The organism is Massilia timonae CCUG 45783 (assembly GCF_000315425.1).
Lineage (GTDB): Bacteria > Pseudomonadota > Gammaproteobacteria > Burkholderiales > Burkholderiaceae_D > Telluria > Telluria timonae.
In genome coordinates, this window is the sequence record NZ_JH992922.1 from 229,445 (window position 1) to 245,424 (window position 15,980).

A 15,980-nucleotide genomic window follows, 5' to 3' on the forward strand; every position below is an offset into this window, starting at 1 on the left:
CGGAATCCTTTTACGAGCGTTAGCGGCCGGTGGCGCTGAGGTAGCCGCAGGTGTCGATGATCACCTTGTCGGCGAACAGCGACTCCTTGAGCGCCAGGAACGGCTTGTGATTGACCAGCATGACGACGATCTGCGAACGCGCCAGCGCATCCTGCGGCGTGCGCAGCTCGCCCTTGTCGAGGCTGGCCGGCAGCGCCGAGATGTTCGGCTCGACCACGATCACGCGGCTGCTGTGCGTTTTCGCGATCTCGGCGGCGATGTCGAGCGCCGGGCTTTCGCGCAGGTCGTCGATGTCGGGCTTGAAGGCCAGGCCGAAGCAGGCGATGGTGACGTCGGATTCCTTGCGCTCCGGGTTCGCGGCCAGGTATTTCTCGACTTCTTCCCGCACCTTGTCCAGCACCCAGTGCGGCTTGTAGTCGTTGACTTCGCGCGCCGCCTTGATCAGCTTGGCCTGTTCCGGCGCGCTGTGCACGATGAACCACGGGTCGACCGCGATGCAGTGGCCGCCCACGCCCGGTCCCGGACGCAGCACGTTCACGCGCGGATGGCGGTTGGCCAGCGCGATCAGTTCCCACACGTCGATGCCGAGCTTGCCGCAGATGACGGACAGTTCGTTGGCGAAGGCGATGTTCACGTCGCGGAAGGAGTTCTCGGTGAGCTTGCACATCTCGGCCGTGCGCGAGTTGGTCTCGATGCACTCGCCCTGCACGAAGGTCTGGTACAGCGCGATGGCGCGCTCGGAGCAGGCCTTGGTGATGCCGCCGATGATGCGGTCGTTCGACACCAGCTCGTGGATCACCTTGCCCGGCAACACGCGCTCGGGGCAGTAGGCCAGGTTGATGTCGGCTTCGTCGTTCGGGCCCAGCGGAATCTTGAGGTCGGGGCGCTCTTCGGCCAGCCATTTGGCCAGGCTTTCGGTGGTGCCCACCGGCGAGGTCGATTCGAGGATGACCAGGTCGCCCTTCTTGAGCACCGGCGCGATCGAGCGCGCCGCCGCTTCGACGTAGCTGACGTCGGGTTCGTGGTTGCCGCGGAACGGCGTCGGCACGGCGATCAGGAAGGCATCGGCCGGCTGCACGGTGGTGGACGCCTTCAAATAGCCCTGGTTGACGGCCGCGGCGACGATCATGTCCAGGTCGGGTTCGACGATGTGGGTCTGGCCGCTGTTGATGGTGTCGACCGCATCCTGGTTGATATCGACGCCGATGACGTTCTTCTTGCGGGACGCGAACATTGCAGCGGTTGGGAGACCGATGTAACCCAGACCGATCATCGAGATAGTATCAAAGGTGCTGCTCATGTTTTTCTCTTAAAAAGTTAAGGATGCGGGTCGCGGCGGTGCCGTCGCCGTAGGGATTGGTGGCCGAACTCATGCGCTCGTATTCGGCCGGGTCTTGCAGCAGCGTGCGGATGCCGCCGACGATGGAATCGATGCCGGTGCCGACCAGGCGCACGGTGCCGGCCGCCACGGCTTCGGGACGTTCGGTGGTGTCGCGCATCACCAGGACCGGCTTGCCGAGCGATGGCGCCTCTTCCTGGATGCCGCCGGAGTCGGTCAGCAGGATCGCCGCGCGGTTCATCAGGTAGACGAAAGGCAGGTAGCTCACCGGATCGATCAGGTGCACGTTCGGGTTGCCCTTCAGGATACGTTGCACCGGTTCCTGCACGTTGGGATTCAGGTGCACCGGATACAGCACCTCGACGTCCGGCATGCGGCTCACTTCATCCAGCGCGCGGCAGATGTTCTCGAAGCCGTCGCCGAAATTCTCGCGCCGGTGACCGGTCACCAGGATCAGCTTCTTCTTGCTGTCGAGGAAATCGAACTGGGCTTCCATCTCGCGCTTGAGCTGGGTGTCGGTTTCCAGGCGATGGACGACGTCCAGCAAGGCATCCACCACGGTATTGCCGGTGACGCAGATGTTCGCGGCCGGCACGCCTTCATTGAGCAGATTCTGGCGCGCGTGCTCGGTCGGGGCGAAATGCAGGCTGGCGATCACGCCGGTCAGGCAGCGATTGACCTCCTCGGGCCAGGGCGAGTAGATATTCCCGGTACGCAGGCCCGCTTCCACGTGGCCCACCGGTATCCGCTCATAATACGCGGCGAGGCTGGTCGCAAAGGTCGTGGTAGTATCGCCGTGAACAAAGACGACATCCGGACGCCACTCGCGCAGCACGCCGCGCATGCCGGTCAGTACCTTCGAGGTGATATCGGAAAGGTCCTGGCCCGGGGTCATCAGGTTCAGATCGAAATCGGGGGTGAGCGAAAACAGGCTCAATACCTGGTCCAGCATTTGCCGGTGCTGGGCGGTCACGCAGACCTTGACGTCGACGTCGGGCGATTCGGACAGTACGCGCACCACGGAAGCCATTTTGATTGCTTCCGGTCGCGTCCCGAAAACGGTGAGAACTTTAATAGTCATCTGATTGATTGCTGTCGTGAGACGATCGGAGGCGGCAAACGCCCGTGCGCATACTGATAGGATGTCAACGGCGTTATGTTTCCTGATGGATAATTTTTTGACCAGGAAATTATACATCAAGCAATCTGATGCGAATTTCAATCGTGCGTTCCTATCGGAAAGCTTCATACCCCCTTTTCGCCCCACCGGATGCGGCCTCCAGGCGTAAAGACACCTGCGATACTAACGCATCCGTTGGAAATAAAATAATCAATTTTTGTGGTCAATAGCACAACGATACAGCAGCTGTGCCATTAATAACTTGACCATGCTCCGCTAGACGACGCTATTCCACGATTTCGACAAGCGCATCGCGCAGTTGATCAGGCCGACCATCGAATATGTCTGCGGGAAGTTGCCCCACATCTCGCCGGTGACCGGATGCGTGTCTTCCGACAGCAGCCCCAGGTGGTTGCGCGCCGCCAGCATCGCCTCGAACACCTCGCGCGCTTCCTTCGTCCTCCCGATCCGCGCCAGCGCATCGATGCGCCAGAAGGTGCAGATATTGAAGGCGGTCTCGGGCACGCCGAAATCGTCGGGCGCTTCGTAGCGGCGCATATATGGGCCGTCGCACAGCGATTTCTCCAGCGCGTCGACGGTGGCGACGAAGCGCGGATCTTTCGGGTCGATGAAATTGATCTCGGCCATCAGGAGCACGCTGGCATCGAGGTCGCGTCCGCCCAGGCTCTCGGCGAAGGCCTGGCGCTCTTCGCTCCAGGCTTCTTCCAGCAGCCGATTGCGGATCAGTTCGGCGCGCTCGGCCCAGAAGGCGGCGCGCTCCGGCAGCTCCAGCACGTCGGCGATCTTGGCCAGGCGGTCGCAGGCGGCCCAGTTCATCAGCACCGACGAGGTGTGCACGCGGGCGCGGGTGCGCAGTTCCCACATGCCGGCGTCGGGCTCGGCCCACACGCGGAAGGCTTGCTCGCCCACCGCCTCCAGCAGACGGAATTCGGCATGGCCGGCGCGGCGGAACAGGCGGTGATCGAAGAAGGCCTGGGCCGCGCCGAGCACGATATTGCCGTACACATCGTGCTGGAAGTGTTCTTGCGCCTGGTTGCCGATGCGCACCGGACGGTGGTTGCGGTAGCCCGGCAGGTGTTCGACGATCGATTCGGGCAACTGCTCCTCGAGGCCGATGCCGTACAGCGGCTGGATGTGGCCGCCCTTGGCGCGCGCCACCACATTGCTCAGCCAGCGCAGGTAGTCTTCCATGGTCCCGACCTCGGACAGGCTGTTCAGGGCCCGGATCACGAAGAAGGCGTCGCGCAGCCAGCAGAAGCGGTAGTCCCAGTTGCGCTCGCTGCCCGGCGCTTCCGGGACGCTGGTGGTCATGGCGGCGATGATGGCGCCGGTGTCCTCGAACAGCGACAGCTTGAGCGTGATCGCGGCCCGGATCACGACGTCCTGCCATTCGAGCGGCAAGGCCAGGCGGCGCGTCCAGGTGCGCCAGTAGCCGATCGTCTCCTTCTCGAAGCGGTGGGCGGTGTCGTCGATGCCGTCGGCCAGGGTCTCGTCCGGCCCCAGCATGAAATTCACCGGCCGGTCGAGCAGGAAGAACGATTCGGCCAGCACATAGCTGAGCGAAGTGTCGGTATTCAGGCGCAGCGTCTGGTCCGGCCCGATGTAGCGGATATGGTGGCTGCCCTGGGTGATCTCGGGCTGCCTGGCGCCGTACTCGAAACGCGGCCGCAGCTTGACGCGCACGCGCACGCCGGCGCCGAGCGGTTTCACGCGCCGGACCAGCATCAGCGGACGGAACATGCGGTCGCGGCTCAGGAAGCGCGGCGCGAAATCCGTGATCTCGATGCCGTTGCCGGCGCCGTCATACAGGCAGGTGCGCAGCACCGCCGTGTTCGGTTCATAGTGCTGCTCGCTGCGCACGACGTCCTCGAGCTCGATGCTCCACAGGCTGCCGTTCTCGCTCGGGTCGACCAAGGCGTTGAATACCGGATCGCCGTCGAAGCGCGGCAGACAGGACCACACCACGCGGCCCATGCGGTCGATCATGGCGCTGAAGGCGCAATTGCCGACCACGCCGCAATCGAGGGAGCCTGGCGCGTCGTTCACTGCGGTCGACGAGCACTGCTGGGAAACATCGTTCATGCTGAATCCTTTCCTATGGTTGACGTGGCGGCGGCATGCGCCAGCGCATCGCGCACGGCCTGGCTCGATGCGATGCGACAGCTGGCCGCCGTCGGCCCCGGCCCGACCTTGAGCCCGATGCCGCCGACGCGCTGCACGTGATCGAAGCCCGCTTCGTCGGTGGTGTCGTCGCCGATGAACAGCGGCTGAGCGCCGAGGAACGGCGCCTCGGCCAGGAAGTCGCAAATCGCCGTGCCCTTGCTGACGCCGGCCGCCTTGATCTCGACGATCATCTTGCCTTCCATCAGCAGCAGGCCCGGGCTGCTGCGCACCGCGTCCGCCATGGTCTCGACGCACAGCGCCTGCAGTTCCGGCGCCTGGCGATAGTGCAGCGCCAGCGCGCCATGCTTTTCCTCGACCCACAGGCCGGGATGGCGCGCCGCCAGCGCCTGCGCCTGGGTGCGCACTGCCGTAAAGTCCGGCGCGGGCAGCTGGCGCAGCACGCCGTCGGCGCCGCGCCGCTCCATGCCGTGCACGCCGGCGGCCGGCAGCACCAGGGGCGCCAGCAGCCGGTCGAGTTCGGCGACCGGGCGGCCGGAGACAATGGCCAGCCGGCCGTCCAGCCGCTGTTGCAGCGCCGCCAGCGAGGCCAGCAACCCGGGCGTCACGACCACCTGGTCGGGGCGCGGCGCGATGTCCACCAGCGTGCCGTCGAAGTCGAGGAACAGCGCGCAATCGGGCGCGGCAAGCAGGTCCAGCGCCGCCTGTTCGTTGGTCAGGATGGTCGCATTCATATGTCCAGTCATGCGTCCCCCTTGCGTACCCGGTTCTGGCTCAGCGAATTGATCCTGGAGCGCACGCGCTCGCGCTGGCGCAGGCGGGCCGCGTCCTGCAGCATGCGGCCGGCCCAGCGGTAGACGTTGAAGTCGCGCACCCGCACGCGCATGCTGCGCATGCGCTCGCGTTGCTCGTCCTGCGGCATGCGCAGCGCGCGGTACAGCGCCTCGGCGCCCTCTTCGATGTGATACGGGTTGACGATCAGCGCCTCGTGCAGCTCGCGCGCGGCGCCGGTGAACTGGCTCAGGATCAACACGCCCTGTTCGTCGTCGCGGGCGGCGATGAATTCCTTCGCCACCAGGTTCATGCCATCGTGCAGGCTAGTCACGCTGCACACCTCGGAAGCGCGGAAATAAGTGCGCAATTGTGCTTGTTCATGGTGTTCGGTCTTGAGGATGATCGGCAGGTAACTGCCGCTGGAAAAGCGCTGGTTGATGCGCTGGGCCAGCGCGCGCACCCGCGCTTCGAAGTTCTGGTATTCGTCGAGCGAGGAGCGGGTGGGCGCCGCGATCTGCACGAAGGTGAACTTGCCGACCATTTCCGGATGCAGCTCGAGCATGCGCTCGACCGCCTGGAAGCGCTCGACGATGCCCTTGGTGTAATCGAGGCGGTCGACGCCGATGCCCAGCAGCTGGTCGGCCGGCAACGCCAGCGCCTGGCGGATCTCGGCGCGGCAAGCCGCCACGTCGCACTCGCCTGGCACGGGCTCGGGCCAGGCGATCGAGATCGGATATGGCTTCACCTGGGTCAGCTCGTTGCCGTAGCTGACGGTCGAGGCCTCGTTCTCGATGCGGGTCTCGAGGTAGCGGTCCACGGTGTCGAGGAAGTTCTTGCGGTGGAACGGCGTGTGGAAGCCGAGGATCGTGCTGCCCAGCATGCCGTCGAGAATCTCTTCGCGCCACGGGCAGATGCCGAACGATTCCGGATTCGGCCAGGGGATGTGCCAGAAGGTGATGATGGTGGCCTTCGGCAGCACAGCGCGCACCATGCGCGGCAGCAGCGCGAAGTGATAGTCCTGCACCAGCACCACCGGGTTGTCGGAACGCGCCTCCGCGATCACGGCGTCGGCGAAGCGCTGGTTGACCCTGACGTATTCGGCCCAGTCGGACGAGCGGAACACCGGCCGCACGTGGGCGATATGGCACAGCGGCCACAGGCCTTCGTTGGCGAAACCGTAGTAATAGCCCTGCTCTTCTTCCTTCGACAGCCAGACCCGGCGCAAGGTGTAGCTTGGATTCTCGGGCGGCACGCGCACATGGTCGTTGGCGTCGACCGTGGCGCGGTCGGCCGAGCCGGCGCCGTGCGCGATCCAGGTGCCGGAGCAGGCGCGCATCACCGCTTCGACCGCCGTCACCAGGCCGCTGGCCGGGCGCTGCACCTTGACGCCATTGGATGTGTTGACGTGAATGTAGGGCTCGCGATTCGATACCACCAGGATCTCGTCGCCCGCCAGGTCCTGGTTCAGCAAGGTCTTCAGCGTGTCGGCGCCCCAGGTCTGGGATTCGACGCCGCTGCCCTGCAGGTCGCGGTTGTATTCGTTGAGCAGTGCGCGCAGTTCGCTGGCCAGCGGCGCGATTTCCGGCGGCATGTCCTTCGACGCGCGCGGCGACAGCTCGCCGCGCAGCATCTCGCGCACGCCGTTGAGCCAGCCGTGCCAGCTCAGGTGCGCGATCAGCACGGTGATCAGGGAGATGGCGCCCGCCAGCACGACGAACAGGCCGACGATGTATTTTTTGGTGTCTTCGCTGCGCCGCTCGATGAAGCTCATGTCCTGCACCAGGATCAGGCGGCCGGCGGAAACGCCGTCCTGGGTCAGCTCACGGCTCGAGACATGGACCGGCCCGCGCGGCAGGCGCACGACCGGATTGGCGTCCTCGCCCTCCGCGGCATTGGCGCCCTGGCGGCAGCCGAGGGACTCCGGGTAGGTATCGGTCTTGTAGCGGAGGGTTCCGTCGGGATCGCAGAAGGCGAGCGCATACAGGCGCTCGTCCTGGATCGCACGGCTGAACGCGTCGTTGATACGCGCGGAATCATTGTCCTCAAGATAGTTGAGCAGCGGCTGTTGCAGCGTGCTCGATACCAGCTGGGAACGCGTATCGAGATCCCGTACGAACCAGCGTACGGTGAGATTTTCCATCCATGGAATCGCGAAATAACCGAACAGCGCCAGCACCAGGGCCAGCGGGACGATGAAGCGCATGGATAGTTGTACCGATCTGAACCGCATGAAGCTCCTTCAAGATAGGACGACATCGCCGACCGCTTGAGTATAGCTATTTGCAAATTATCACGTCGCAACGTTGCGCACTGCAACATACGGCCAGATTCACCATTTATCCCGGTACGCGCTGCAGGACGAATTCGGCGCGCGGCCTGGCATGGCGCTCCAGGCGATACGTCAGGGTCCTGCCATCCTCGCTCAGGCTGACGGTCCAGACGTTCGTTTCCGCGCCGGGCACGAGGTCGGCGGTGTATTTGTCCGCCTGGAACGCCTGGGAGCGCGCGGTGCCGCCCTCCTTCGCCATGCCGCCGTACATGGTGACCTTGTCCGGCGTGCCGTCCGCGTGGCGGTGATCGTGGCGCAGTTCCAGTCCGGCTTGTGGCCTGGTGAAGATCCAGGTGCGCGAACGGTCTTCGCCGACCTGCACCGGCATGCGGATGTCGGTCGGGCTGCAATGGACCTGGGTCGAGATCTTCTTGCCGGCGAATTCATTGTTCGGGTCGACCGCATACGATTGCGCACCTTCGAAGCGCTGGCCGCACATGCCTTGCAGCGTCGCCATGAACTGATCGCGCGAATCGCTCGGGGCCGGGGTGGCGGCGCAGCCGGCGATCAGGGTGGCGGCGGCAATGACGGGAAGGATGGCTTTCATTGGATTCCGGTTGTTATTGAACGAATAGCAAGAGTAACACGGCAGGGCTTGCAAAAATCCTGCTTGCTTCCTCGCTTATATTCCTTGCACACTGACATCTCCCACATGCAAGATAGGATCACGATGTCCGTTTCCCTTACCGTGCGCCGCACCGGCGCCCTGCTCTTCGCCATCTCCGCAATGAGTCTTTCCCCGCTGGCCTGCGCCACCACCATCCTCTTCGTCGGCAACAGTTTTACCTACGGCGCCGGCGCGCCGGCGGTCAACGGCTTCCGCCCGCACACGGTGAGCGACCTGAACGGCACGAAGATCGGCGGCGTGCCGGCGCTGTTCAAGGCGATGACGGAGCAGGCGGGACTGGACTACGAGGTGAGCCTGGAAACGGAAGGCGGCGCCGGCCTCGATTTCCACTACAAGCAGCGCCACGGCCTCATCGTGAAACCGTGGGATATCGTGCTGCTGCAAGGGTATAGCACGCTGGACCAGGACGCGCCCGGCGACCCCGCCAAGCTGATCCATTACAGCGGCCTGCTGGCCCAGGCTTTCCACCAGCAAAATCCGCAGGTCGACGTCCGCCTGACCGCAACCTGGTCGCGCGCCGACCAGACCTGGCTGCCGAGCGGCGTCTGGTACGGCAAGCCGATCCGGCAGATGGCGCTGGACGTGCGCCGCGGCCATGACGCGGCCCATGCCGCTTCGCGCTTCATCAGCGGCGTGATTCCGGTCGGCGAAGCATGGAACCGCGCGATCGCCAGCGGCGTGGCCGCCGCCAATCCCTATCACGGCATACCCGCCGGCCAGGTCAACCTATGGGGAGACGACGCCTATCATGGCAGCGCCCATGGCTATTATCTGGAAGCGCTGACCATCTTCGGCAGCATCACTGGACGCGATCCGCGCTCGCTCGGCGCCGGCGACGCGATCGCGCGCGAGATCGGCATCGACGCGCGCACCGCCGCCGCCCTGCAGGACATCGCGGCGGAACAGCTGGCTTCCGAGAAAGTCCCGGAACCGGCCCTGCCCTGACGTTTGCCACGACCCATTCGCCGGACACACAAAAGAGAACGCCACCTGGACGGTGGCGTTTTCTTTTGTGCGACCAACATGCGTCAGCCGAAAATGAAGTACAGGATAACGAGCACGACAGCAGGAATACCCAGCAGCCAACCGATGAAATACTTACCCATGATGAACTCCTTCCAATGCTTGTTGACGATGGATTCATGATGCCGCGCACGAACAGTACGGTCGGTTAGCTACAGCACGCCCCAAGGAAATTGATTTAGCGCCTGTTTCGATGGAGCAAGTCACGCACGCCAGAGAAGGCGGTGCGCCGGGCATTTTCACGCAGGGCTATACTGAATCATCACTTGTCGCCATGCAGAAGTCCTGGCTCAACATTATCGGGACGATGTAGCGGGCGATTGCCATCACACCATTTTTACAGGGGGTAATATGCCAACAACCTGGACGATCGCAGCCAATGCCGGCCGTGCACGCATCTTTTCCGACGCCGATAACGCGGCATCCTTGCAAGAGGTCGAAGACCTGGTCAATCCGGCCGCGCAACAGCGCGAGCTGGACATTGTCACCGACAAGATGAGCCCGCGTTCCGCGCAGAACAGCGGCCACAATATCGGCGGCGGACAAGGCGGCGGATTCCAGCATGCCGCGCCTGCCGGCGCGCAAGGCAACGATTACCAGCCGGCCGTCACGCCGACCGAGCACGAGACGCAGAAATTCGCCAAGGATGTGTCGAACTACCTGCAGCAGGCACACCAGGCCGGCCGCTTCGAACAGCTGGTGGTATCGGCGTCGCCCGAATTCCTGGGCGTGCTTCGCTCGACCATCGACCCGCAGCTCAAATCGCTGATCAAGCGCGAAGTCAACAAGGACTACACGCGTTCGAACGGCCAGGAATTGCGCGCGCAGCTCGACGCGCACCAGGACAAGTCGGCGTAAGCAGTCGCCGCGCCGGACGTAAGGCCCGCCCCGGTGGCGGGCCTTTTGCATGGCGCCTCAGACCTGGACCATGCCGCCGTCGACGAACAACTCGATGCCGTTGATGTAGCTGGCGGCGTTCGAGGCCAGGAAGGTCACGGCCTTGCCGATTTCTTCCGGCTCGCCCAGGCGCCCCATCGGCACTTGCGCGGCCAGGTGGTCGAACAGGCCCTGGCGGCCGGCGTCGTCGACCAGCCCGCCCAGGCCCGGGGTGCGGATCGGACCGGGACTGATGACGTTCACGCGGATGCCGCGCTCCTTCAAGTCCATCGCCCACGAGCGGGCGAAGTTGCGCACCGCCGCCTTGCTGGCGCTGTAGACGCTGAAGCCCGCGGTGCCCTGCACCGAAGTCGTCGACGCGGTCAGGACGATCGCGCCGCCGTCGACCAGCAGCGGCAGCGCCTTCTGCACGGTGAACAGCAGGCCGCGCACATTGGTCGCGAAGATGCGGTCGAAGTGCTCTTCGGTGATGGCGCCGAGCGGCATCATGTCGCCGCCGCCGGCATTGGCGAACAGGATGTCGAGACGCCCCGCGTCGCGCGCGATCTGCGCATACACCTTGTCGAGGTCGGCCAGGCTCGACGCATCGGCGCGGATGCCGGTGGCGGCCGGGCCGATCGCCTCGACCGCGGCGTCCAGCTCGTTCTGGCGACGGCCGGTGACGTAGACGCGCGCGCCCTGGGCCGCGAATTCGCGCGCCGTCGCCAGCCCGATGCCCGTGGTGCCGCCGGTGACGAGGGCGATCTTGCCGTTCAGTTGGGTGTTCATGGTATGTCCTTTCAGTAGTCGGGGTCCGTTGTGTGCCTGTCGCGTCGCGAAGGCATGGATGAACTTTAACGACCGCTCGTTTATTGATAAATCCTGAAAAGTGAAATACATTATTTACACACGTAGATAATGGGATCTCTTTTCGGGAAGGACACTCTTGGACCAGTTACTCGCCCTGCGCGCCTTCGGCCGCGTGGTGGAAGCCGGCAGCTTCACCCGCGCCGCCGATTCGCTGAACATGCCGAACGCCACCTTGAGCAAGCTGGTGCGCGAACTGGAAACGCACCTCGGTGTGCGGCTGCTGCAGCGGACCACGCGCCGCGTCACGGTCACGCCGGAGGGACGCGACTACTACGAGAAGACAGGGCGCATCCTGGCCGACCTGGAAGAGATCGACACCTCCTTCGATATCGCCCGCGGCAAGCCGCGTGGCCAGCTACGCATCGACATCGGCTCGTCGACGGCCAGTGACGTGCTGCTGCCGGCGCTGCCCGAGTTCCTGGCGCGCTATCCCGACATCCGCATCGAGCTCGGCGTCTCTGACCGGGCCGCGGACCTGATCGCCGACAACGTCGACTGCGTCATCCGCGGCGGCGCGCTGAACGACTCGTCCTTGGTGGCGCGCAGCATCGGCCGGGCCACGATGGTCACCTGCGCGGCGCCGTCCTACCTGAAGCAGTTCGGCACGCCGGCCTATCCGGACGAGCTGAAAAACGGCCATCGCCTGGTCAGCTATGTCCTGACCACGAATGGCCGCGCCCTGCCGTTCAGGTTCGCGCGCGGCGGCGAGAGCGTGGAAATCAAGGTGGAGCACCGGGTCGGCATCAATGAAAGCAATGCGTACCTGGCCGCCGCCGTGGCCGGACTGGGCATCGTCCAGACCTTCAGCTATTGCGCCGGCAAGCACCTGCGGGATGGATCGCTGGTCGAGATCCTGGCCGACTGGCGCCCGGCCGGCTTTCCGTTCCATGTGGTGTACCCGCAGAGCCGCCACCTGACGCAGCGCCTGCGCGTGTTCATCGACTGGCTGACGGAGCGCTTCCCGCAGCGTGTCAGTGGATGAGCGTCCGCGGTTGCCCATGGTGATGCCCTGCGGTACGCTTGCCGCATGCACATCAGTGAACAACCCACCCACACGCTCGAGCTACGCGTGCGCGAACTGCAGCAGCTGTTCAATTCGCTCGATCCGGCGCCATTCCTGAACAAGGACCTCGACCACGCCTGCGAGGCCTACATCGAGAACTGGGCGCTGTCGCTGCCGCCGGCCAGCCTCCTGCACCTGAACATCCACGTCGAGCAGTTGCCGCCAGTGGGACAGGCTGGCGACATGGTCGCGGACGCGATCCATAACTACTACGGCTACAAGGTGGAACTGGTGCGCGGCGAGCTGAAGCAACTGCTGCGCCAGGGCCGCATCAGCCTGGCGATCGGGGTGGCCTTCGTCGTCAGCTGCCTGTTGCTGGCGGCAGCCATCGAGACGTTTTCCAGCGGTCACTTCGCCAGGATCGCGCGCGAGAGCCTGACCATCATCGGCTGGGTGGCGATGTGGCGGCCGGCCCAGATCTTCCTGTACGACTGGTGGCCGCTGACGGGGCGCATCAAGGTGTTCGAAAACCTGCGCTTCGCGCGCGTCAGCGTGGTGCAGGACTAGCATCCAGGGAAAAGATGGCGCGCAAGTCGTCCGCCTGCAGACCCGGCGCCAGTTCGGTCTCTTCCTCATTGCTCAGCACCGCATCGGCCAGCTCACCCTTGCGCCACTGCAGCTCCTGGATTTTTTCTTCCAGCGTGCCGCGCGCGATCAGCTTGTAGACGAAGACCGGCTGCTGCTGGCCGATGCGCCAGGCGCGGTCGGTGGCCTGGTTCTCGGTGGCCGGGTTCCACCAGGGGTCGTAATGGATGACGGTGTCGGCCGCCGTCAGGTTGAGCCCTACCCCGCCGGCCTTCAGGCTGATCAGGAACACCCCTACCTGCCCCTGCTGGAAGGCGGCGACCGGCGCGGCGCGGTCGAGCGTGCTGCCGGTAAGCTCGACGAAGTCGGTGCCGCGCTCGCGCAATGCGGCGCCGACCAGCGCCAGCATGCTGGTGAACTGCGAGAACACCAGCACCTTGCGGCCTTCACTGGTCAAGGTGTCGAGCAACTCCATCAGCGTATCGAGCTTGGCCGAGCCGGTCACGCTCATTGGTTCGATCAGGCGTGGATCGCAGCATACCTGGCGCAGCTTGAGCAGGGCCTCGAGGATCACGATGTGGCTGCGCGCCAGTCCCTTGCGGTCGATCTCGGCCCGCACCTTGCGGTCCATCGCCACCCGCACCGTCTCGTACAGGTCGCGCTGCGCGCTGCCCAGCTCGACCGGCAGCACGATTTCGGTCTTGGGCGGCAGCTCGGTGGCCACCTTGTCCTTGGTCCGGCGCAGCATGAAGGGTTTCACGCGCCGCGCCAGGAAATCCTTGCGCTGCACGTCGCCGCCCTGCTCGATCGGCCTGCGGTAATCGGCCTTGAACGATCGCTCGTCGCCCAGCAGGCCCGGCATCAGGAAGTTGAACTGCGACCACAGTTCGCCCAGGTGGTTCTGCACCGGCGTGCCGGTCAGGCACAGGCGATGGCGCGCGTCGAGCAGGCGTGCGGCCTGGGCCGCCTTGGTGCGGCTGTTCTTGATGTACTGCGCCTCATCCAGGATCAAGAGGTGGTAGCGGTGCCGGCGCAGCGCGTCTTCGTCGCGGCCCAGCAGGGCATAGGTGGTCAGCACCAGGTCGTGCTCGCCGATGGCGTCGAACTGCGCGGCGCGCTCCTTGCCGTGCAGGAGCAGCACCCGCAGGCCGGGCGCGAAGCGCGCCGCCTCGGCCTGCCAGTTCGGCATCAGGCTGGTCGGCGCCACGACCAGGGCCGGCGCATCGAGGCGCCCGGCCTCTTTCTCGAGCAGGATGTGGGCCAGGGTCTGGACGGTTTTTCCCAGCCCCATGTCGTCGGCCAGGATGCCGCCGAAGCCGTATTCGCGCAGGAACTGCAGCCAGGCCAGGCCGCCCAGCTGGTAGGGCCGCAAGGACGCCTGCAAGCCCGCGGGCGGCGCGACCGCCTGGATGCCGCCGAAACTGTCGAGCTTGCGGCCCAGCTCGCGCAGGCGCTCGCCACCGATCCAGCGCAGCCGCGCGGCGCGCTCCAGTTCGGCCAGGCGCGCGGCATCCATGGCCGGCAGGCGCACTCCATTGCCCAGGCGCTCGCCGAAGTACAGCTCGCCCAAGGTGGTCAGGATCGGTTTGACGCGACCCCACGGCAGGGCGACGCGCTCGAAGGTGTCCAGCTCGACCAGCAGGTGTTCCTCGTCGCCGCGCGCGGCCAGCGCCGCCGGGGTGAAGTCGCGCGGCGCGGCGCGCACCATCTGCACCAGCAGGGGCAACACGGCATGGCGCTCGCCGCCGACGACGATGCCCAGCTCGAGCGAGAACCAGCCATTGCCGCCCTCGCCTTCTTCGTCGAGCTCCGCATACCAGTCGTCGACTTCGGCCAGGTCGTAGCGGTAGTTGCCATCGAAATCGATCTCCCATCCGGCCGCACGCAGGCGTGGGATATCACGACGTGCGAAAGCGACCCAGGCCGCTTCGTCGTCCAGTTGCAGCGCATCGGGCAACTCGCCCAGCGGGGAACCGGCTGGCGGCGCGCGGAAACCGAGATCGGCCAGCACGGCGGCGGCCGCCGCTTCGGCGGCGAGATCGCGCTCGATGAGCTGGACGACGCCATCCTCCACCGTGCGCAGGACCGGCTCGTCCACACCGTCCGTGCTGCAGCCGTCGTACTCGAAATAAGGAATCGCGTAGTCATGCCAGATCAGGTCCCGGCCCGGGTCGGTATATCCGCTGTCGAGGAGCAGGCAGGGGATGGGGACGATGTCGCTGCGGCGCCGCGTCTCGATTGCCTGTGGCAGCGGCACCAAACGGTCCAGGCCGAGATCGGCAAGGCGCAAGGCCATGCCGGCGCGCTGCTCGGGGTGCAGCGCGGGCGCCTCGGCCGCCACGCTCACCAGCAAGGCCGGAGGAAATTGCGCGAGCGACGGCGGCAAGGCCAGCTCGCCGAGCATGTCATCCTCGAGGTAGTACGGCGGGTCGGTCGGCAGCACCGCATCTGGCGCGCCGGCATCGTCGAACTGCCAGCCCAATGTCACGGCATCGCCGAATTGTTCGGCGGATCGCCAGCACAGGCTCGCCTGGCGCCGCGGCCCGGGCCGCATGAGATAGACCCTCCCCCGCCGCATGTCGTCGTCCGACCAGCCAAACAGCAGCCTTCCCGCGCTACACAAGCGCCCAAGCAACTGCGCGCCGATCGGCCCCGATGGCGCGGCGCCGCTGGCGACCACCCGACCTGCCTTCAACGCCACGAACAGCCGCAGGAATTCCTCTTCGCCAGGCAATGCCGGGGAGCCGATCATTGCATGAATATCGTTGATCGGGAGGGTGGTGGAAATATCGCCGTTCTTGCGCCGGCGCGCGAGGCGCACGTGCAGACGCGGCGCGCCCGTGGCCGGGTCGGGCGCCAGCACCCAGGCCAGGTCCGATTCGGAGGCGCCGCCGGAAGATGCGTCCACGGCGGCCGGCAAGCTCGCCAGCTGCTGCAGCCAGCGCTCGGTCAGCGCGGCTACCGCTTGCGGCGACCTGGCAGCCGCCACCGCATCCAGGTCCGTCAGCAGCACGGCAACCACATGCTTGCAGTTATAGCTCATGGGACAGCTGCAACTGCCCTGGAAGCCGATGCCGCCCCGCTCGGCGCGGAAGCGGATGGTCTGGCGATACAGTTCGCCGCCGCTGCCGCCGACTTCGCCGACGAGCCGGTCGCCGTCGCGGCGCGCCATCCGCACCTTGCCCTTGCGCGCGACATCTTCCCCGCGCTGCAGGGTGCCGGTGTCGAAGTTGCGCGTCAGGTCGGCGTGATCGTAGTACATGGGCGGCGTGGCGTGGCGGTCAAACCGCC

12 protein-coding genes are annotated in these 15,980 nt (G+C 65.5%); 4 read left to right on the plus strand and 8 right to left on the minus strand.

Annotated features, from left to right (window positions below; all coding sequences use genetic code 11):
• Positions 1 to 19: 19 nt before the first annotated feature.
• The 6 genes from wecC to HMPREF9710_RS00910 all read right to left on the minus strand — a co-directional run bounded on the left by wecC (position 20) and on the right by HMPREF9710_RS00910 (position 8,251).
• Positions 20 to 1,300, minus strand: coding sequence for a UDP-N-acetyl-D-mannosamine dehydrogenase (gene wecC, locus HMPREF9710_RS00885; protein WP_005662988.1), 1,281 nt, complete (start codon positions 1,298 to 1,300; stop codon positions 20 to 22).
• The gene (wecB, locus tag HMPREF9710_RS00890; RefSeq protein WP_174348339.1) at positions 1,284 to 2,420 is read right to left on the minus strand and encodes a non-hydrolyzing UDP-N-acetylglucosamine 2-epimerase; all 1,137 of its coding nucleotides are present in this window, start codon (positions 2,418 to 2,420) and stop codon (positions 1,284 to 1,286) included. The genes wecC and wecB overlap by 17 nt, the downstream gene beginning before the upstream one ends.
• A 315-nt stretch (positions 2,421 to 2,735) precedes the next feature.
• On the minus strand, positions 2,736 to 4,562 hold the full coding sequence (locus HMPREF9710_RS00895; protein WP_005662991.1) for a glycoside hydrolase family 15 protein: 1,827 nt from the start codon (positions 4,560 to 4,562) through the stop codon (positions 2,736 to 2,738).
• Positions 4,559 to 5,347 (minus strand): trehalose-phosphatase, encoded by a 789-nt coding sequence (gene otsB, locus HMPREF9710_RS00900; protein ID WP_005662993.1) that lies wholly within the window; start codon positions 5,345 to 5,347, stop codon positions 4,559 to 4,561. The genes HMPREF9710_RS00895 and otsB overlap by 4 nt, the downstream gene beginning before the upstream one ends.
• Positions 5,344 to 7,605, minus strand: a complete 2,262-nt coding sequence (locus tag HMPREF9710_RS00905) for an alpha,alpha-trehalose-phosphate synthase (UDP-forming) (protein WP_005662995.1) — start codon at positions 7,603 to 7,605, stop codon at positions 5,344 to 5,346. The genes otsB and HMPREF9710_RS00905 overlap by 4 nt, the downstream gene beginning before the upstream one ends.
• A gap of 106 nt (positions 7,606 to 7,711) precedes the next feature.
• On the minus strand, positions 7,712 to 8,251 hold the full coding sequence (locus HMPREF9710_RS00910) for a hypothetical protein (RefSeq protein WP_005662998.1): 540 nt from the start codon (positions 8,249 to 8,251) through the stop codon (positions 7,712 to 7,714).
• 123 nt (positions 8,252 to 8,374) lie between these two features.
• On the opposite strand from HMPREF9710_RS00910, the gene HMPREF9710_RS00915 reads away from it, so the two are divergent.
• Positions 8,375 to 9,277: a hypothetical protein gene (locus HMPREF9710_RS00915; RefSeq protein WP_005663000.1), complete on the plus strand. Its 903-nt coding sequence runs from the start codon at positions 8,375 to 8,377 to the stop codon at positions 9,275 to 9,277.
• Between the two features lie 429 nt (positions 9,278 to 9,706).
• Complete coding sequence (locus HMPREF9710_RS00920; RefSeq protein WP_005663003.1) at positions 9,707 to 10,213, plus strand: host attachment protein; 507 nt, start codon at positions 9,707 to 9,709, stop codon at positions 10,211 to 10,213.
• A 57-nt stretch (positions 10,214 to 10,270) separates the two neighbouring features.
• On the opposite strand, the gene HMPREF9710_RS00925 is transcribed toward HMPREF9710_RS00920, so the two are convergent.
• Positions 10,271 to 11,020: an SDR family NAD(P)-dependent oxidoreductase gene (locus HMPREF9710_RS00925; protein ID WP_005663005.1), complete on the minus strand. Its 750-nt coding sequence runs from the start codon at positions 11,018 to 11,020 to the stop codon at positions 10,271 to 10,273.
• Positions 11,021 to 11,177: 157 nt separating this feature from the next.
• Here HMPREF9710_RS00925 and HMPREF9710_RS00930 point away from each other — a divergent pair, with 157 nt between their 5' ends.
• Together HMPREF9710_RS00930 and HMPREF9710_RS00935 are read left to right on the plus strand one after the other, a co-directional pair.
• The gene (locus HMPREF9710_RS00930; RefSeq protein ID WP_005663007.1) at positions 11,178 to 12,083 is read left to right on the plus strand and encodes a LysR family transcriptional regulator; all 906 of its coding nucleotides are present in this window, start codon (positions 11,178 to 11,180) and stop codon (positions 12,081 to 12,083) included.
• 45 nt (positions 12,084 to 12,128) lie between these two features.
• Positions 12,129 to 12,671 (plus strand): hypothetical protein, encoded by a 543-nt coding sequence (locus HMPREF9710_RS00935; protein WP_005663008.1) that lies wholly within the window; start codon positions 12,129 to 12,131, stop codon positions 12,669 to 12,671.
• Here HMPREF9710_RS00935 and HMPREF9710_RS00940 read toward each other — a convergent pair.
• Positions 12,652 to 15,951 (minus strand): DEAD/DEAH box helicase, encoded by a 3,300-nt coding sequence (locus HMPREF9710_RS00940; RefSeq protein WP_005663009.1) that lies wholly within the window; start codon positions 15,949 to 15,951, stop codon positions 12,652 to 12,654. The genes HMPREF9710_RS00935 and HMPREF9710_RS00940 overlap by 20 nt on opposite strands.
• Positions 15,952 to 15,980: the final 29 nt, after the last annotated feature.